Origin of the sequence: Achromobacter animicus (genome assembly GCF_902859585.1) — a bacterium.
GTDB lineage: Bacteria > Pseudomonadota > Gammaproteobacteria > Burkholderiales > Burkholderiaceae_B > Achromobacter > Achromobacter animicus.
The window spans coordinates 202533-221460 of the sequence record NZ_CADIJM010000003.1; the positions used below are offsets into that span (position 1 = coordinate 202533).

Sequence of the window (18928 nt, forward strand, 5' to 3'; positions counted from 1 at the left end):
GCTGCGTGTGGGCAACCAATCCGACCGCAGCTGCCGTTCACAGCATTTTTTCCGTCAAACCACATTCAGTGAAGCTGACCCTCCTGCTGACAGAACCCCGTGCCCCACGGCACGACGTGCCCGCCTGACCCGCGGCGGATACGCCTGGGCGCCGCCCAGGTACGGTCCGCACCTTCTTGCCCGCTTCAGCCGCAGCCCGAGTGGCCCGAGGTCACGCGCCGATATCGGCGCGTCATGACAACGGAGAAACCCTCTCATGAAGCGCATGCTGTTCAATGCGACGCATCAGGAAGAATTACGCGTCGCTATCGTCGATGGGCAAAAACTCATCGATCTTGACATCGAGACTGCCGGCCGCGAACAGCGCAAAGGCAATATCTACAAAGGTGTCATCACCCGGATCGAACCCGGCCTCGAAGCTTGCTTCGTCAACTACGGCGAAGACCGTCACGGCTTTCTGCCCTTCAAGGAAGTTGCGCGCAGCTTCTTCAAGGAAGGCGTCGATGTTCGTACCGCCCGCATCCAGGACGCCCTGCGCGAAGGCCAGGAACTGATCGTCCAGGTCGAAAAGGAAGAACGCGGCAACAAGGGCGCAGCCCTGACCACGTTCATCTCGCTGGCTGGCCGCTACCTGGTCCTGATGCCCAATAACCCCCGCGGCGGCGGTGTTTCGCGCCGCGTCGAGGGCGAGGATCGCCAGGAACTGCGCGACACGATGGAACAGCTCGACCTGCCCCAGGGCATGAGCATCATCGCCCGCACCGCAGGCATCGGCCGCAACGTCGAAGAACTGCAATGGGACCTGTCCTATCTGCTGCAGCTCTGGACCGCCATCGACGGCGCCGCGCGCGACAACTCCGCGCCCATCCTGATCTATCTCGAATCCAGCCTGGTCATCCGCGCGATCCGCGATTACTTCTCGCCCGAAATCGGCGAGATCCTGATCGACACCGACGAGATCGCCGACCAGGCCACCGCCTTCATGAGCGTGGTGATGCCGGACAACGTCCAGCGCGTCAAACGCTACCGTGACGACATCCCCCTCTTTTCGCGCTTCCAGATCGAACACCAGATCGAAACGGCCTACTCGCGCACGGTGCAACTGCCCTCGGGCGGCGCCATCGTGATCGACCACACCGAAGCCCTGGTTTCCGTGGACGTGAACTCGGCCCGCTCGACCCGCGGCGCCGACATCGAGGAAACCGCGCTGCGCACCAACTCGGAAGCGGCCGACGAAGTGGCCCGCCAGTTGCGCCTGCGCGACCTGGGTGGCCTGATCGTCATCGACTTCATCGACATGGAAGACAGCAAGAACCAGCGCGCCGTCGAACAGCGCCTGCGTGATGCCCTCCATTTCGACCGTGCCCGCGTCCAGATGGGCAAGATCTCGCGTTTCGGCCTGATGGAACTGTCGCGCCAGCGCCTGCGTCCGGCCCTGAACGAAGGCTCGCACATCACCTGCCCGCGCTGCAACGGCACCGGCGTGATCCGCGACGCCGAATCCAGCGCCCTGCACGTCCTGCGTCTGCTGCAGGAAGAAGCCATGAAGGAAAACACCGCGGCAGTCCACGCCCAGGTGCCCGTCGACGTGGCCACGTACCTGTTGAATGAAAAGCGTGCCGACATCACCAAGATGGAAGCCCGCCTGAAGGTCAACCTGATGCTGATCCCCAACAAGCATCTGGAAACGCCGCACCATCACATCGAGCGCCTGCGCCACGACGATCCCCGCCTGGAAGAGCTGAAGACCAGTTTCGAACTGGTGGAAGCGCCGGCCACGGATGCGCCCTGGCAGCCGCGCGAAAGCGAAATCAAGTCGCGTCCGGAAGCCCTGGTCAAGGGCATCACGCCGTCGCAGCCCGCCCCCGTCTCGACGCCCGCAGCGCCGGCCGCCGCACCCGCCGCGCCCGCGGCAGGCGCCGGTCTGGGCGGCCTGTTCAAGCGTCTGGTCAGCTGGCTGACCGGCGGCTCCGAACCCGCCAAGCCCGCCCCCGTAGCCGCCGAAGAAACCGCCAAGCGCGCGGGCTCGTCGCGTGGCAAGGGCCGCAGCGGCCATGACGGCCAGGAACGCCGCGGCGAACGCCACGGCTCCGACCGCAACCGCAACCGCCGCGGCGAAGGCCGTGGCGAAGGCGCCGAGGCCACCGAAGGCGGCCGTCACCACGTCCGCGGCAACCGCCGCTCGGATGGCGAACGCGGCGAACGCAACAATCGTGGCGAAGGCCGCGGCGAGCGCGACACCCAGGCCGCCACCCAGGCAGCCCTGGCATCCGCCCGTCCGGAACAGACGCCCGAACTCAACGGTGAAGACACCGGCGCAGGCCGCAATCGCCGCCGTGGCCGTGGCCGTAACCGCCGCGAGGAAGGCCAATCCGACGCGCCGATGAGCGAACAGGAAAGCATGGTCGCCGCGCTGGCCCAGACGGTCGCCACCGCGCTGCCTGACGCCAAGTCGGATACCAAGTCCGCTGCCGAAGCCCTGGACAATGCTGACGCCGACGAACAGTCCGCCGACGCGTTCCCGGGCGCTGAAGGCGCCGAAGGCGCCGCCGATCCCGAGCGCAAGCGCCGCCGCCGCCGCAGCCGCCGTGGCCGCCGCAGCCAGGACGAAGCCGGTCTGCCCGGTAGCGACGAGCTGCAGGAAGACGGCGCCGAAGACGCCGGCGAACAGCAAGCCGAAGGCGTCGCCGCCCAGGCTGCTGAGCCGGCTCAATCGGCCGCCGAGCAAACTGCTCCTGCCGCCGCGCAGCAGGTTCAAGCCCCGGCCCAGCCCGTGCAGACCGCCGCCCAGCCCGAGCAAGCGCCGGTCGAACCGGTTCAAGCCCCCAAGGCTGAGCCCGTCCAGGCCGCCGCCGAGCCCGTGGTTGCGCCCGCCGTCGAACCCGCGGTGAAGCCCGCGGTTGAGCCCGTAGCCCAGCCCACGGCTGAGCCTGCCGCTCAACCCGTGCAGACCGCGCCGCAAGCGACCCCGCCTGTCGCCGTGCAACCCGCCAGCGAGGCTTCGGTCCCCGCTGCGCCGGTGCAGACGCCGGTGGAAGCGCCCGCCGCTGAACCCGTGGTCCAGACGCCGGCAGTGGCCGCTGCTCCCGTCGCACCGGCCCCCGCGCCGGTCGCGCCGGCCAGCGCGCAACAGCCCATCGTGGTCCCTGCCGTTGCCCCGGCCGCCAAGGCGCAAGCCTTGCACGACGTGGTCAATGCCGCCGGCCTGAAGTGGGTGGAAACCGATCCGGAACGCTACGCGCAAACGCAGCAGCGCATTGCCGCCTCGTACGCGCCGGTCCGCCTGGGCCGCGAACGCAAGCCGGTGACGCCCGTCTCGAACGAGCCGCTGGTTCAGGTCGAAACGCGCCACTAAGCCGCACGGCCGTCAGGGCCTGGCCCTGACAGGCAAAACACCCCGCACACCGGAAACGGTTTGCGGGGTGTTTTTTTGTGGCCTCAGTATGTGCGGGCGGCGTGCCGCAACCGATGCCTCAGTCGCCCACGGAGCGGCGCGATTGCGGATCCAGCGCCCGGCCCGCCTCTTCCACAAAGGCTTCCGCCAGCGCCGAATGCGGCATGTGGCGCGCCCACAGGATGCCCATCCGGCGCAGCGGCGCACGCCCGGGCAGAAGCACCCGCCTGACGCGGCGGCTGTCGAGCGAGTCCGGCGCCCAGTCGGGCACCAGCGACACGCCCAAGCCTTCGGAGACCATGCAGGCAATGCCCATCAGCCCATCGACCTCCAGCCGCTCGCGGGGCGCGATGCCGTGCTGGCGCAGGTACTGGTCAGCCAGGCGCCCGCCCCAGACGTTGCGGTCGTAGCGGATGAAGGGCTGGATGCGCATCAGTTCGTGCGCATCGTTGCCCGGCATATCGGGCGGCGCGAGCACCACCAGTGGCTCCTCGGTCACCAGCTTCCACGCATAGCCCTTGGACAGGTTGAACTGCGGTTTGACGATGAATGCCGCGTCCAGGTCGCCGTTGATGACGCGGTGGTACAGATGGTTGGAAGTGCCGGGCTCCATGAAGACCGCCAGCTTGGGCATCCGCCGGTACAGGCGGGCCAGCACGATGGGCATGATGCCGGTCAGTGCCGAGGCCGAGACGCCCAGGCGCAGCTCGCCCAGCGGCGCATCGTCCGTGGCGCTGGCGCGCAGATCGCGCACCTCGCGCAGCACGCTGCGGGCGCGCTCCAGCACCTTCAAGCCGGCCTCGGTCGCCTTGACGCTGCGGCCGACGCGCTTGACCAGCGTAGCGCCCAGTTCTTCTTCCAGCGTGCGCACGCGCGCGGCGATGGCGGCGGGCGTCAGGTCCAGCCGCCGCGCCGCCTCGGCCAGCGATCCGCTTTCAATGACCGACACAAAGCTCTGCACATATCGCGTATCCACGGTCTCCCCTTCTTTTGGACGTGTGGCGCGCTCTGCGGCAAACCACAACAATTTTATGGATTGAACCCATTAAACAGCAGATGTTCGGTGGGCGGATCGGTGCCAGAATCGGAAATCGCAGCCGCGCGGCCGCGGCGCGTCCTTTTCACCCATCCAATAACGAGTAGAGACATGACGACCCCTGCCCGCATTCCTGGCGTCTTTTCGCCGGTCCTGACGCCGTTCGATGAACGCTACCGCCCGGCCTTGGGGCGCTACGTGAAGCACTGCCGCTGGCTGCGCGAACAGTCCGTCGGACTGGCCATTTTCGGCACCAACTCCGAGGCGAATTCGCTGTCGCTCTCGGAAAAGCACACGCTGCTCGATGCGCTGCTGGAAGCCGGCGTGGAGCCGTCTGCGCTGATGCCCGGCACGGGCGCATGCGCGCTGCCCGACGCCATCGCGCTGACGCAGCATGCGGTGCGCAGCGGGAGCATGGGCGTGCTGGTGCTGCCGCCCTTCTACTACAAGGGCGTCAGCGACGAAGGCCTGTTCCGCTACTTTGCCGAGCTGATCGAAGGCGTGGGCGACGACAAGCTGCGCCTGTACCTGTATCACATCCCGCCCGTCAGTCAGGTGCCGCTTAGCCTGGACCTGATCGACCGCCTGCTGACCCGCTATCCCGGCATCGTGGCCGGCGTGAAGGACAGTGGCGGCGACTGGGCCAACACGGCGGCGATGATCGAGCGTTTCACGCCGCGCGGATTCCAGGTGTATGCGGGCAGCGAGGCATTCCTGCTGCAGACCCTGCGCGCAGGCGGCGTGGGCTGCATCACGGCCACGGGCAACGTCAATCCGGGTCCCATCGTGGCGCTGCAGCAGCGCTGGCAGGAGGCGGATGCCGACGAGCGCCAGGCCGGGCTGAACGCCACGCGCAACGTGTTCCAGCAATTCCCGATGATTCCCGCGATGAAGGCCGCCATTGCCTGGAAGTCGGGCGATGCGGCGTGGGCCACGGTGCGTCCGCCCCTGGTCGAGCTGAACGCCGCGCAGACGGACGCACTGAAGACCGCATTGCAGGCCAACGGCTTCGACATGCCGGGCGCCGACTCGTTGTCGGACGCCTGAGCGTCCGATCCGCTGGCGCGGACGGTCACGCATGACCGTCCGCTGATCTTCACGCGTTGCGGAAGCGGTCAGCTCACGACGCCGATGTTCCAGGGCACGAACTCGTGATCGCCCAACCCCAGCAACTCGCTCTTGCTGCGCGCGCCCGAGGCCACGCGCAGGATCTCTTCGAAGATGCGCTGCGCCACCTCCTGCAGCGTGGCGGTGCCGTCCAGAATGTCGCCGCAATTGACGTCCATGTCTTCGGTCAGCCGCTCGTACATCGGCGTGTTGGTGGCAAGCTTGATCGACGGCACCGGCTTGGCGCCGAACATCGAACCGCGGCCTGTCGTGAAGCAGATCATGTTGGCGCCGCCGGCGATCTGCCCCGTGGCCGACACCGGATCAAACCCCGGCGTGTCCATGAACACCATGCCGGGCTGCCGGACCGGCTCCGCGTAGCGATAGACCTCCATCAGCGCTGTGGTGCCGCCCTTCATCGACGAGCCCAGCGACTTCTCGAAGATGTTGGCCAGACCGCCCATCTGATTGCCGGGACTGACCTTGCCATTGATCTGCACGTCGCGGCCCGGGGAATACTCTTCCTTCCACCAGCGGATGCGCTGGACCAGCTTCTCGCCCACTTCCCGGCTGCGCGCCCGTGACGTCAGCGTATGTTCGACGCCGTAGATTTCCGGCGTCTCGGACAGGATCGCCGTGCCGCCGTGACGCACCAGGATGTCCATGGCCGCGCCCAGCGCAGGGTTGGCGGTGATCGACGAGAAGCCATCCGACCCGCCGCACTGCAGGCCGATCTTCAGGTGACGCGCGGACACCGGCTCGCGGCGCACCTCGTTGGCGGCGGGCAGCATGGACTTCACTGCGGCGACGCCGGCTTCGATCGTTTTGCGGGTGCCGCCGGTCTCCTGCATGATGAACGTCTGCAGCCGCGCACCCGCTTCCAGGCCCTGGTCCTTGAGCAGCGCATCGAGCTGATTGCGTTCACAGCCCAGGCCAACGATCAGCACGCCCGCGAAGTTCGCATGACAGGCGTACCCGCCCATCGTGCGCCGCAGGAGGTCCATGGGCTCGCCGGACATTTCCATGCCGCAGCCCATGCCGTGGCTCAGCGCGACCACGCCATCCACGTTGGGATAGGCGGCCATCACCTCGTCCGTGAAGGCGGACGCAATGCGGTGCACCACCGTGGCCGAACAATTCACCGTGGCAAGGATGCCGATGTAGTTGCGCGTGCCCACCTGACCGTTCGCCCGCACGATGCCTTGAAATCGCGCCTGCTCCGATTCAGGCAGCACGGGCGTCGGCACATAGTCACGAGAATGTGCGTAGTCGCGATCGAACTCCTGGAAGTCCATGTTGTGCGAATGCACGTAGGTGCCGGCGGGAATGTCCGTCGCGGCAAAGCCGATGCACACGTTGTATTTCAGGATGGGTTCGCCCGCGCGAAGGTCGCGCGCCGCGATCTTGTGCCCGGCGGGCACCTGGCTGCGGCTGACCAGGTCCTCGGCAGGCACGGCGGTGCCGATGCCGATAGGCACGCGCGCCACCACGACGTTATCGGCGGAATGCAGCCGGATGACGGGGCCGGCGGCGCGTTTTTCGGTGAAGTCGATCATGTCGTTGTCTCGGATGGATGAAGGGGCGCCCGGCTAGGGGCGCCCGGCTTAGGGGCGCCCGGCTTAGGGGCGCCCGGCTGAGCGGCGCCCAGGCGAAGCGTCCAGGCTATTCCGGCTTGATGCCGATATCGCGGATCAGCACCGACCAGCGCGGCAGTTCGGCGCCGACGAAGCGGCTGAAGTCGGCCGAGTCGCTGCCGACCACGGTGAAGCCCTGTTCGCTCAGCTTGGCCTGCATGTCGCGCTGCTCGAGCGCGGTGCGGATCGATGCGGAGAGCTTGTCGACCACGGGCTTGGGCGTCTTGGCCGGCGCAAAGACGCCGTACCAGGTCGACACCTCGAAGTCCTTGAAGCCCGATTCGGCCAGCGTCGGAATCTCGGGCGCCTTCGGATCGCGTTTGAGGCTGGTGATGGCCAGCGGGCGGACCTTGCCTGACGCGATGTGCGGCAGCGCCACCGGCAGGTTCGCGAACATGTAGGGCACATGACCGCCCAACACGTCGGCAATGGCCGCGGACTCGCCCTTGTACGGCACGTGCGTGACCTTCGTGCCGACCCGGTGCGCGTACAGCTCGCCCGCGATGTGCTGCGGGCCGCCTTGCCCGGAGGACGCGTAGCTCAGCGCACCGTTGCCGGCCTTCCGGATGTGCTCGGTGAGTTCACCGACGCTCTTGACGTCGATCAGCGCCGGATTGACCACAAGGATCAGCGGCATGGTCACGACCTGCGATACCGGCTCGAAATCGGTCTCGGGCTTGAACGGCAGCGTGGGGAACAGCGACGGCGCCACCACCATGGTGGATTGCGATCCCAGGAACAGCGAATAGCCGTCCGCGGGGGAGCGCGCCACATTGTCGGCCGCAATCGTGCCCGTGGCGCCCGCGCGGTTTTCCACCACGACCTGCTGGCCCAGGCTCTCGGCCATCTTGGCGCCGACCAGCCTGGCCACGATATCCGCGCCGCCGCCCGGCGCGAAGCCGACGACCATGCGCAAAGGCTTGTTTGGGAAGTCGTCGGCCAGGACGGCGGACGAGGCGGTGGCCAGGGCAAGGGCCAGGCCAGCGGCGCCGGCCATGCGCGCCAAGCGGCGCGCCTGCGTACAGGGGTGTTTCATCTGAGTCTCCGTGTGCCGCCTGCCGGATCTGGCCGTGACCGCGCGCGCAGCGGCGGATCGGAAGCCCGAGCGACGGCTCGTTGTGGTTTTGGGTGCTGCCAGGGCATTCTGGCCATTGCACTCAACACCAACAAGTACGTGGACACGCAGTCAAAACATAATTTTTTTGTCGTTTCTGCGCTGATGCACACGCGGGACACGCACACGGGCAAGGCAAAAAAAAACCACCCAGATGGGTGGTCTTCAAGATCTGCGAGCGGGGCGCGCAATCACGCGAGCACGCGCCGCACCGGCGCCATGCGATCAGAACTGGTACGTGTAGGTGAGCTGCACCACGTCCAGGCCCGGGTTCGGGCGCTTGATGCTGGCGTTCGAGAAGTGCGAATAGCGCACGCCGATACGGTTGTTCGGCGTGACCAGGAAGCCCACGCCAACGTGGTCGCCGAACTGGAAGGCCGTGCTGATGTTTTCGTCGGCAAAGCGCGTGCTGGAGAACAGCGTGGCGCCGATACCCGCTTCGATGTAGAAGCGTTCGCCGGTCCACCAGCGGAACATCGGGATGGCGCTGAACTGCCAGACGTGGCCCGGCGAACGCGAGCCGTCGGCTTGCCAATACGACGCGCCGAATTCGGGCGTCAGGTCCAGACGACCCCAGTTGCCGCCGAATTGATAGGTCCAGAGCGAGGCAGTCTCGTAGTTCAGGGTCAGGCGCTTGTAGTGGTCGCCAATGCCATAGTGCAGGCTGACGCCACCTTGGGTGCCCTCGGACGACTGGGCGCTAGCAAAGGTGGCAACCCCTGCCAGGGCAAGGCCGGCAAGGCGCGTCAGCATTTTCTTCTTCGTCGACTGCATGGGATCAACTCCATCTATTTCTGGACTAACGGGGAACATTAGCAAAATCCGGACCAACACGCTGCGCGCATGTCGCAATATGGCAACAAAGCGCCGTGAAAAAGACTGTTCCGAAAATCGCGGGATTCACGCAGGTGAAATTGCGCTAGGCGGCTGGAGCAAGTCTCGTGCCCAGGGGTTCACCCTGCTGCGGAAAAACAAAATGCCGCCAGGCGCGAGAAGCGACCGGCGGCATGTCTATTGATGCCGATGCAGCCGCAAGCGGCAGCCCGGCAATGTCGGCCCGATCAGGCGGTGACCACGTCCGCCGGCTGGTTGGTCAGCAGCGCCAGCAGGCGGGCGATTTCCTCGCGCAATTGGCGGCGGTCGACAACCATGTCGATGGCGCCCTTCTGCAGCAGGAACTCGGCGCGCTGGAAGCCTTCGGGCAGCTTTTCACGCACGGTCTGTTCGATCACGCGCGGACCGGCAAAGCCGATCAGGGCCTTGGGTTCGGCGATGACCACGTCGCCCATGAAGGCAAAGCTGGCCGACACGCCGCCCATGGTGGGATCGGTGAGGACGCTGATGAACGGCAGGCCGGCGGCCGACAGGCGGGTCAGCATGGCGTTGGTCTTGGCCATCTGCATGAGCGACAGCAGGCTTTCCTGCATGCGCGCGCCGCCCGAGGCGGCCACGCAGATGAACGGGGTCTTGTTGTCGAGGGCCGCTTGGGCGCCGCGCGCAAAGCGCTCGCCCACCACCGAGCCCATCGAGCCACCCATGAATTCGAATTCGAAGCAGGCCAGCGTGGCGGGCACGCCGCGGATCGAGCCGCTCATGACGACCAGCGCGTCGCTCTCGCCCGTTGCCTTGACGGCCTCTTGCAGACGCTCGGGGTACTTGCGCGTGTCCTTGAACTTCAGGGTGTCGACCGAACGCGTGTTCTGGCCGATTTCAACGCGGCCTTCCATGTCCAGCAGCGAATCGATGCGGGCGCGAGCCCCGATCCGCATGTGGTGGTCGCACTTGGGGCAGACGTGGAGGTTGGCTGCCAGGTCTTCGCTATACAGCACCGATTCGCACGACGGGCATTTCACCCAAAGGCCTTCGGGCACGCGGCGGGCGCCGCTGTCGCTGGTTTTGTTGATGCGAGGCGGCAGGAGTTTATCGATCCAGCTCATTGAGTATTCATCCCGTTTGAGATCGCGACCCGGCCGCTCAGGCCGACGCGTTCTCTCGTTTTACTTGATCCAGCGCCTGCCGGATGGTGCGCAGCCAGCCGCTGGCGGCGGCGACTGCGGCGTCGGTTTGCTGGGCAGCCGGTGCGTTGGCGACCGCCTGCTCCATGGTTTCAATCAGTTTGCTGCCGATGACGACCGCATCGGCGGCGCGCGCCACGCGCTGGGCGCTTTCGGCGTCGCGGATGCCGAAGCCCACGCCCACCGGGATGTCGCGCACGTGGCGGCGAATCACGGCCACGCGATCGGCGACGTCGTCGGTGTTCAGCGAGCCAGCGCCCGTCACGCCCTTGAGCGACACGTAGTACACATAGCCGCGTGCCACGGCCGCGACGGCCTTGATGCGGTCTTCAGTGGAGGTGGGCGCCAAGAGGAAGATGGGCGCAATGCCGTGTTCGCCCAGGGTGGCGGCGAACTCGATGACTTCTTCGGGCGGGTAGTCCACGACCAGCACGCCGTCCACGCCGGCCTGCGCGGCACGGCTGGCGAATTCGGCCTGGCCCATGCGTTCGATGGGATTGGCGTAGCCCATCAGGACCACGGGCGTCTCGGTGTCGCGCTGGCGGAAGTCGGCCACCAGCTCCAGTACGCGGGCCAGGCCCACGCCTTGCGCGATGGCGCGGTCTGCGGCGCGCTGGATGACCGGGCCGTCGGCCATGGGATCCGAGAACGGCACGCCCAGTTCGATGACGTCGGCGCCGGCGTCAACCAGCGCGTGCATCAGCGGCACCGTGGCGGCGGGGGAAGGATCGCCGGCGGCGATGTAGGGAATCAGGGCCGCTGCGCGGCCGGATTCTGCGGTGCGCGCGAAAGCCGCGGCAATGCGATCGGTGCGGGTTGTCATGTTCAGAGCTCGATGCCGGCGCGTTCGGCGACGGTGTGCATATCCTTGTCGCCGCGGCCAGACAGATTGACCAGGATGACGGCATCGCGCGGCAGCGTGGCGGCCATCTTGACGGCCTGGGCGATGGCGTGCGACGACTCCAGCGCGGGCATGATGCCTTCGATGCGGCAGCAGTCGTGGAAGGCCTTCAGGGCTTCGTCGTCGGTGATGCCGACGTACTCGGCACGGGCCGAATCCTTGAGCCAGGCGTGTTCCGGACCGACGCCGGGGTAGTCCAGGCCGGCCGAGACCGAATGCGTTTCTTGAACCTGGCCGTCGGCGTTCTGCATGACGTAGGTGCGGTTGCCGTGCAGCACGCCCACCTGGCCCGCGGCCAGCGATGCAGCGTGCTTGCCGCTGTCCATGCCCTCGCCCGCCGCCTCGACGCCGATCAGGCGCACGTTTTCGTAGGGGATGTAGGGATGGAAGATGCCCATGGCATTGGAGCCGCCGCCCACCGCCGCCACGACGTAGTCGGGCTGGCGGCCGATGGCCTCGGGCATCTGCGTCAGGCATTCGTTGCCGATGACGGTCTGGAAGTCGCGCACCATGCGGGGATAGGGGTCGGGACCCGCCACCGTGCCGATGATGTAGAACGTGTTTTCGATGTTGGTGACCCAGTCGCGCATGGCTTCGTTCAGCGCGTCCTTCAGGGTGCGCGAACCGGAGTTCACGGGCACCACCGTGGCGCCCAGAAGCTTCATGCGGTAGACGTTGGAGGCCTGGCGGCGCACGTCTTCGCTGCCCATGTACACCACGCATTCCATGCCGTAGCGGGCCGCGACCGTGGCGGTGGCCACGCCGTGCTGGCCGGCGCCGGTTTCGGCGATGACACGCGGCTTGCCCATGCGCTTGGCCAGGAGAGCCTGGCCGATGCAGTTGTTGACCTTGTGCGCGCCGGTGTGGTTCAGGTCTTCGCGCTTGAACCAGATCTGGGCGCCGCCCACGAGTTCGGACCAGCGCCGGGCATGGTAGACCGGGCTGGGCCGGCCCACGAAATGCTTGAGCTCGTAGTTGAACTCTTCGAGGAAGGCGGGATCGACCCGGTAACGGTCATAGGACGCGCGCAGGTCGTCAAGCGCGTGCATCAGCGTTTCCGCCACGAAAACACCGCCATAAGGCCCGAAATGGCCCTTGGCATCCGGAAAGTCGTAAGGTTTCACCACAGCATCTCCCCCGGGATCGCGGCAGGCCAATGCCAGCCGCAAATCCGGTTTGCAACCCGGCATTTTACCTGACGCGGACGGCACCGGCGTGCCACCCGCTCCCGGGCGCCCCGCGCGTCAGAGGGACTGGCCCATGCGGCGCAGGAAGGTTTCGCACGCGGCCATCTGGTCCAGGGCCACGTATTCGTTGGGCTTGTGGGCCTGTTCGATATGGCCGGGGCCGCAGACCACCGTGGGGATGCCGATGCCCTGGAACAGGCCGGCTTCGGTGCCGTAGGCGACCTTGCGCGTGGCGCGGTCTTCGGTCAGGGCGCGCACCAGCTGGGTGATGGCGGCTTCTTCCGAGGCCTCCAGCGCGGGCGCGGCGGCGCCGGTCTCGATCTCGATGGTGGCGCCGTCGAATTCGGCCTTCATCTTCGGCAGCAGCTCTTCGCGCACGTATTTTTCGACTTCCGCCTGGATGTCGTCCGGACGCATGCCCGGCAGATTGCGGAATTCGTAGGTGAATTCGCACAGCTCGGGGATGGTGTTGACCGCGATGCCGCCCCGGATCTGGTTGGTGGTCATCGTGGAGAACGGCACGTCGTAGAACTGGTCGTAGGGGCCGTTGGCCTTGAAGCTGTCAGCCAGGTCGCGGATGCGGCAGATCAGGCGGGCGGCGTATTCGATGGCGTTGCAGCCGCGCGGCGTGAGCGACGAGTGGGCCGCCTTGCCGTGCACCTTGCAGCGAAAGAGGTTGATCCCCTTGTGGGCCACCACGACCTGCATGCCGGTGGGCTCACCCACCACGCAGCCCTCGGGACGGATGCCGCGCTCGTGCAGGTCTGCCAGCATGTACGGCGCGCCGGCGCAGCCGACTTCCTCGTCGTAGGAGAACGCTAGGTGGATCGGCTTCTTGCGCGGCATGGCCAGAAATTCGGGCACCAGGGCCAGCGACCCGGCGATGAAGCCCTTCATGTCGCAGGCGCCACGGCCATAGAGCAGGCCGTCTTTTTCGACGAGCTTGAACGGGTCCGTGCTCCAGTCCTGGCCATCCACGGGCACCACGTCGGTGTGGCCCGACAGGACGATGCCGCCCTGCTGGTTGCCGTCTTGCGCCGGCAGCGTGGCAAAGAGGTTGGCCTTGGTGCGCTCGGGGTTGTGCGCCAGCCATGCCTCGACGCCCTGGCCCTTGAGCCAGTCACGGACGGTTTCGATCAGGGCAAGATTGGAATTGCGGCTGGTGGTGTCAAAGCCAACCAGCGTTTCCAGCCAGGTGCGCGCGTTCATGTCACTACTCTCGTGGGGAAAAGACGCAGTGTAAAGCCAGGCGGCGGCCGCGTCCCGGACGAGCGCCGTCTGGATGGCCGGTTTCCGAGGGGCATGCTTCCGAACGACCGCTTTTCGGACGACGCGCAAGACGGCCGGGGCGGCACCGCCTAGAATGTCGCCCGGAAATTAAAGCCCCCAAGGAGATCCCGTGCAGCACAAAGCAGTCCCCACACGCAACATCGTGGCAGCGGTAATAGGCAACGCGCTCGAATGGTATGACTTCCTGGTGTTCGCGTTCATGACGCCGATCATCGCCAAACTGTTCTTTCCCACCGACCCCAGCGTCCCCGGCAGCGAACTGAACGCCATCCTGATGACCACCGCCATCTTCGGCGTGGGCTTCTTCATGCGCCCGGTGGGCGGCATCATCCTGGGCCTGTACGGCGACCGCAAGGGCCGCAAGGCCGCCATGGTGCTGGTGACCTCGCTGATGGCCGTGTCCATCGCGCTGATCACGGTGGCCCCGACCTACCACGCGGCGGGCATCCTGGCCCCGATCTTCATCCTGATCGCGCGCCTCCTGCAAGGCTTCTCGGCCGGCGGCGAATTCGGCACGTCGACGGCGCTGCTGATCGAAATGGCCCCCAACGGCAAGCGCGGCTTCTATGGCTCGTGGCAGATGGCGGGCCAGATGCTGGCCCTGTTGATCGGCGCGGCTTGCGGCACGCTCATCACCGAGTTCTTCACCGAGCAGCAGATTGCCGACTGGGCATGGCGCCTGCCCTTCGCCTTCGGCCTGGTGATTGTGCCGATCGCCATCTATATCCGCCGCAACGTCGACGAAACCGACGCCTTCAAGCAGATGAAGGAAGCCGACCGCCAGGCCGCCGAACGCGGTGAAGTCAAGCGCCTGTCGCTGGGCCAGATGCTGCGCACCCACACCCGCGAGACGCTGATCGGCGTGGGCCTGGTGGTGACGGCTACGGTGTCGATCTACATCACGTTCACGTACCTGGTCACCTATTCGACCAAGGTGCTGATGCTGCCGCTGAACCAGACCTTCCTGGTGCAGATGGCTGGCGCGGCCCTGATGGTGGTGCTGACCCCGTTCATGGGCGCCTGGTCCGACCGCATCGGCCGCCGTCCGCTCGTGATCGGCTCGCTGATCGGCTACCTGATCGTGCTGTACCCGCTGTACTTCTGGCTGTCGGACGCGCCGTCGATCGGCCGCCTGCTGACCGTGCAGGTCGTGGTCTGCATTTTCGTGTCGGCGTTCTTCGGCGTGTTCAGCACGGTGATGGCCGAGCTGTTCCCGGCGCGCGTGCGTTCAGTTGGCCTGTCGCTGGCCTATAACGTGGCCGTGATGATCTTCGGCGGCTTCGCACAGTTCATCGTGACCTGGCTGATCAAGACCACCGGCTCGCCCATGGCGCCGGCCTACTACGTGATGTTTGGCGTGGCGCTGGGTCTGGTCGCCGCGTTCTACATGCGCGACCGCGCGCATGAAGAACTGGAACACTGAGGCCTGAACCGCCGCGTGCTGCCGCCTGGCCTTCACGCCAGCGGCGGGCACGGCGGGAAATGATCCGGCAGCGGTTCTCGCTGCCGGAAACTGCGCCTAGCGGCGCATCGCCGACGACACGCCTGGCACTTCGGCCAGCGCATCCAGCGCGCGGGACAGCGATTCGCCGCCGCGCACCTCCACCGTGAACACCATATGGGCAAGCGACTGCTTGCTCTGCGTGTTCACGCCCACGACGTTCAGACGCAGGCGCGCAAACACTTCCGACAGGTCGCGCAACAGGCCCGAGCGGTCATGCGCGCGCACGCTGATGTCCACCGGATAGAAGGTGTCGGCCGTTTCGCCCCACGCCACTTCGATGACGCGCTCGGGCTCGCGCGCAGCCAGCGCCAGATAGCTGTGGCAGTCGCGGCGATGGATGGACACTCCGCGCCCCCGCGTCACGAAGCCGGAGATCGCATCCGGCGGCGCCGGGCGGCAGCATCGGGCCAACTGCGTCAGCAGCGACCCCACCCCCACCACCAGCACGCCGCTCTTGCCGCTTTTCTCGGCGCTGCCGGCGCTGGCGTGCCGCAAGGCCGCCGGCGTGGGTTCGACCGCGGGCGCCGGCTGCTGGAACACCGCGTCGATCTGGCGCAGGCTGAATTCTTCCTTGGCGGCGGCGACGTAAAGGTCGTCGGCCCGCGCAAAACCCAGGTTCTGGGCCAGCTGTTCCAGATTGATGGCCGTCTTGCCCAGGCGCTGCAATTCCTTTTCGACAAGCGCCTGCCCCTGCGTGATGCGCTGCTGCAGTTCAATCGCGTTGAACCACATCCGCACCTTGGCACGGGCGCGCGGGCTGGCCAGAAAGCCAAGCTGGGGATTGAGCCAGTCGCGCGACGGGCCGCCGGACTTGGCGGAGATGATCTCCACGGTCTGGCCGGTGGACAGGTGCGTCTGCAGCGGCACCATCTGCCCATCGACGCGCGCGCCGCGGCAGCGGTGGCCCAGGTCGGTGTGCAGGTGATAGGCGAAGTCCACCGGCGTGGCGCCGGCGGGCAGTTCGATCACGCGCGCCTGGGGCGTCAGCACGTAGATGCGTTCGTCGGTATGCGCGGGTGCCGTCACCGCGCCGCGGCTCTTGCCCGCGGCGGCCCGGCCCGTGGCAGGCTTGGCGGGCTCGGGCGGCGTGTTTTCGCCACCCTCGACATCGGTGTTCCAGGCCAGCAGCTGGCGCATCCACGCAAGCTGCCGGTCGTATTCGCTGGAGGCGGCGACCTGCCCGCCCTTGGCGCCCGCTTCCTTGTAGCGCCAATGCGCGGCCATCCCGTATTCGGCGAACTGGTGCATCTCGCGTGTGCGGATCTGCACTTCGAAGGGACGGCCGTCGTCGTCGGCCACCACCGTATGCAGCGACCGGTAGCCGTTGGGCTTGGGCCGCGAGATGTAGTCGTCGAACTCGTCGGACAGCGGCGTCCACATCTCGTGCACCATGCCCAGCGCCGTGTAGCAGGCACGCACGTCGTCGACGATGACGCGCAGCGCCCGCAGGTCGTACATCTGCGAGAAATCCAGGCGCTTGACGCGCATCTTGTTCCAGATGCTGTAGATGTGCTTGGGCCGGCCGCTGACCTCGGCGTCGATGCCGCTCTTGGCCAGCGCCTGCTGCAGGCGCGTGATGGCGCCGGCGATGAAGGCCTCGCGCTCGACCCGCTTTTCTTCGAGCAGGCGGGCAATGTGCTTGTACTTGTCGGGTTCGAGGAAGCGGAAGGACAGGTCTTCCATTTCCCACTTGATCTGCCAGATGCCCAACCGGTTGGCGAGCGGCGCGTACAGGTCCAGCGTTTCGCGGGCGAAGCTGGGCGAGCACGGCGCCTTGCTCTCGGCGTGCCAGCGCAGCGTGCGCAGCCGTGACGCCAGGCGCATCAGCACGATGCGCAGGTCGGCGGCCATGGCCAGCAGCATCTTGCGCTGCATTTCCTTCTGCGAACCGCTTTCGGCCGACGCATCGCTGGCCTGCCGGGCCACCACGCCCAGGCGCAGCAACGCGTAGGCGCCCTGCACCAGCCGCGCGATTTCCGCGCCGAAGGCGACGGCGATGGGGTCGTTGCGCAACGAGGGCGCGGGCGCCATCAGATCGGTGGGCAGCGCGGCCAGGAGGGCGGCGGCGCGCGTGGCGGCATCGGTGTGCAAGGCCGCCAGGATACGGACGACGCCGGCGGCATGCCCGGCCAGCGGCTCACCCGTCAGGGCGTTCTGGCCGTGGAAGCGAGGCTCGGCCCAGCAGGCGACCCGGTCCAGTAATGCCAGGCCCTCGGCATCCAGGCCCGCTCCGGCCTCCTGCCGCCAGGAAGCGTCAAATGGCGAAGGCGCATCGGGAACGGGCGGGGCGGACATGACGGGGCGTAGCGCAGGTATCGGGTTGAATATTTCGACACTCTACACTAGGGTTCAGTCACCCTGAACACACTGCCGCATCCCGGCATATGGAAGGAACCAAAGCTTATGTTGCGCTGGCTGAAGGGCCGCGGCGCCCGCCCGTCCGAGGTCGCCGAGATGCAGGCCCGCATCCCGCCCGAACTCTGGCGGCAGGTGCTGGACACCTACCCATTCCTGGCGGCGCTGACCGAAAGCGAAGCCGCCCAATTGCAGGCGCGCGCCGCCTGGCTGCTTGCCAGCAAGACGATCAATGGCGCGCAGGGGCTGGAGGTCTCGGACTTCATGCGGCTGTCCATCGCCGCGCAGGCCTGCCTGCCCATCCTGAATCTCACGCCCGAACTGTACGAGGGCTGGGACGAGATCATCGTTTATCCCGCGAGCTTTCGCATCCCCCGGACGCGCGAGGACGAGGACGGGGTGGTCCACGAGTACATCGAGGACGCCGCGGGCGAAGCCTGGGAAGGCGGACCGCTGGTCCTGTCGTGGGAAGACACGCAGCTGTCCGAGGGCGGCTTCAACGTGGTGATCCACGAGTTCGCCCACAAGCTGGACCTGCGCTCGGGCTTTGCGGACGGCATGCCGTCGTTGTCGGCGCATCCCGACATCAAGCCGCGCGCGTGGCGACAGGTGCTGGACGACAGCCTTGACCGCTTCATCGCGGCGGTCGACGCCGTGGAAGCGGCGATTCCGCATGACGTGGACCCGGAGAGCGAGGAAGCGGACGCCTGGTACGGCCAATTGCCGATGGATCCCTACGCCGCCACGGACGAGGGCGAGTTCTTCGCGGTCAGTTCGGAACACTTTTTCGTGGATCCCCTTCCCATGCAGCAAGCGCTGCCCGAGTGGTATGCCATGCTGCGGGCCTATTACCGGCAGGATCCGCTGGAGCGATACACGTGAAGCAGTTGCTGATCGTCTGGCATTCGCGCACCGGCGCGGCCCAGCAGATGGCGCAGGCCGCGGCGCGCGGTGCGGCGTCGGCGGCCGCTGCCCTGGAGCAGCCTGACGATCTGCGCATCGAACTGCGGCGCGCGCAGGATGCCGATGCCGATGCCTTGCTGGCCAGCCAGGGGTTTGTCTTCTGCGCCCCCGAAAATCTTGCCAGCCTGAGCGGCGAGATGAAGGAGTTCTTCGACCGCAATTACTACGCGGTGCTGGACCGCATCCAGGGACTGCCCTATGCCGCCCTGATCAGCGCGGGCAGCGACGGCTCTGGTGCGGCCCGGCAGGTCGAACGCATCTGCACCGGCTGGCGGCTGACGGCGGTGGCGCCGGCCGTCATCGTGAACATGGGCGCGCAGACGGCGGCGCAGATCCTGGCGGCCAAGACGGTGCCGACTGCGGATCTGGTGCGCTGCGAGGAACTGGGCGGCCTGCTGGCGGGGATGATGCTGATGGGCGCGTGAGGC

General features: G+C 66.9%; 14 protein-coding genes. 5 read left to right on the forward strand and 9 right to left on the reverse strand.

The window, feature by feature from the left end:
- Positions 1–256: 256 nt before the first annotated feature.
- A complete protein-coding gene (locus HV681_RS10090; protein ID WP_175122964.1) occupies positions 257–3355 on the forward strand; it encodes an Rne/Rng family ribonuclease in 3099 nt (1032 codons plus the stop codon).
- Between the two features lie 118 nt (positions 3356–3473).
- On the opposite strand, the gene HV681_RS10095 is transcribed toward HV681_RS10090, so the two are convergent.
- Positions 3474–4370 carry a LysR family transcriptional regulator gene (locus HV681_RS10095; protein WP_175122965.1) on the reverse strand — a complete coding sequence of 299 codons (897 nt, stop codon included), beginning with the start codon at positions 4368–4370 and terminating at the stop codon, positions 3474–3476.
- 171 nt (positions 4371–4541) lie between these two features.
- On the opposite strand from HV681_RS10095, the gene HV681_RS10100 reads away from it, so the two are divergent.
- Entirely contained in the window at positions 4542–5477 is a 936-nt protein-coding gene (locus HV681_RS10100) for a dihydrodipicolinate synthase family protein (RefSeq protein WP_175122966.1), read from the forward strand.
- Between the two features lie 68 nt (positions 5478–5545).
- Here the strand turns inward: HV681_RS10100 and HV681_RS10105 are convergent, their stop codons facing one another.
- The 7 genes from HV681_RS10105 to argE form a co-directional block, all read right to left on the reverse strand.
- Positions 5546–7093 (reverse strand): UxaA family hydrolase, encoded by a 1548-nt coding sequence (locus HV681_RS10105; RefSeq protein WP_175122967.1) that lies wholly within the window; start codon positions 7091–7093, stop codon positions 5546–5548.
- A gap of 106 nt (positions 7094–7199) precedes the next feature.
- The gene (locus HV681_RS10110; RefSeq protein WP_175122968.1) at positions 7200–8207 is read right to left on the reverse strand and encodes a Bug family tripartite tricarboxylate transporter substrate binding protein; all 1008 of its coding nucleotides are present in this window, start codon (positions 8205–8207) and stop codon (positions 7200–7202) included.
- A gap of 303 nt (positions 8208–8510) precedes the next feature.
- Positions 8511–9059, reverse strand: a complete 549-nt coding sequence (locus tag HV681_RS10115) for an acyloxyacyl hydrolase (RefSeq protein ID WP_063956455.1) — start codon at positions 9057–9059, stop codon at positions 8511–8513.
- Between the two features lie 287 nt (positions 9060–9346).
- On the reverse strand, positions 9347–10222 hold the full coding sequence (accD, locus tag HV681_RS10120) for an acetyl-CoA carboxylase, carboxyltransferase subunit beta (RefSeq protein WP_175122969.1): 876 nt from the start codon (positions 10220–10222) through the stop codon (positions 9347–9349).
- Positions 10223–10259: 37 nt separating this feature from the next.
- Positions 10260–11123: a tryptophan synthase subunit alpha gene (gene trpA / locus HV681_RS10125; RefSeq protein WP_175122970.1), complete on the reverse strand. Its 864-nt coding sequence runs from the start codon at positions 11121–11123 to the stop codon at positions 10260–10262.
- A gap of 2 nt (positions 11124–11125) precedes the next feature.
- A complete protein-coding gene (gene trpB / locus HV681_RS10130) occupies positions 11126–12325 on the reverse strand; it encodes a tryptophan synthase subunit beta (protein WP_175122971.1) in 1200 nt (399 codons plus the stop codon).
- 120 nt (positions 12326–12445) lie between these two features.
- Positions 12446–13597 (reverse strand): acetylornithine deacetylase, encoded by a 1152-nt coding sequence (argE, locus tag HV681_RS10135; protein WP_175122972.1) that lies wholly within the window; start codon positions 13595–13597, stop codon positions 12446–12448.
- Positions 13598–13787: 190 nt separating this feature from the next.
- Between argE and HV681_RS10140 the strand changes: the two genes are divergently transcribed.
- On the forward strand, positions 13788–15101 hold the full coding sequence (locus tag HV681_RS10140) for an MFS transporter (RefSeq protein ID WP_175122973.1): 1314 nt from the start codon (positions 13788–13790) through the stop codon (positions 15099–15101).
- Between the two features lie 96 nt (positions 15102–15197).
- On the opposite strand, the gene HV681_RS10145 is transcribed toward HV681_RS10140, so the two are convergent.
- Positions 15198–17477 (reverse strand): RelA/SpoT family protein, encoded by a 2280-nt coding sequence (locus HV681_RS10145; RefSeq protein ID WP_175122974.1) that lies wholly within the window; start codon positions 17475–17477, stop codon positions 15198–15200.
- A gap of 108 nt (positions 17478–17585) precedes the next feature.
- Here HV681_RS10145 and HV681_RS10150 point away from each other — a divergent pair, with 108 nt between their 5' ends.
- On the forward strand, positions 17586–18419 hold the full coding sequence (locus HV681_RS10150) for a M90 family metallopeptidase (protein WP_175122975.1): 834 nt from the start codon (positions 17586–17588) through the stop codon (positions 18417–18419).
- Positions 18416–18925 carry an NAD(P)H-dependent oxidoreductase gene (locus HV681_RS10155; RefSeq protein WP_175122976.1) on the forward strand — a complete coding sequence of 170 codons (510 nt, stop codon included), beginning with the start codon at positions 18416–18418 and terminating at the stop codon, positions 18923–18925. The genes HV681_RS10150 and HV681_RS10155 overlap by 4 nt, the downstream gene beginning before the upstream one ends.
- Positions 18926–18928 lie beyond the last annotated feature (3 nt).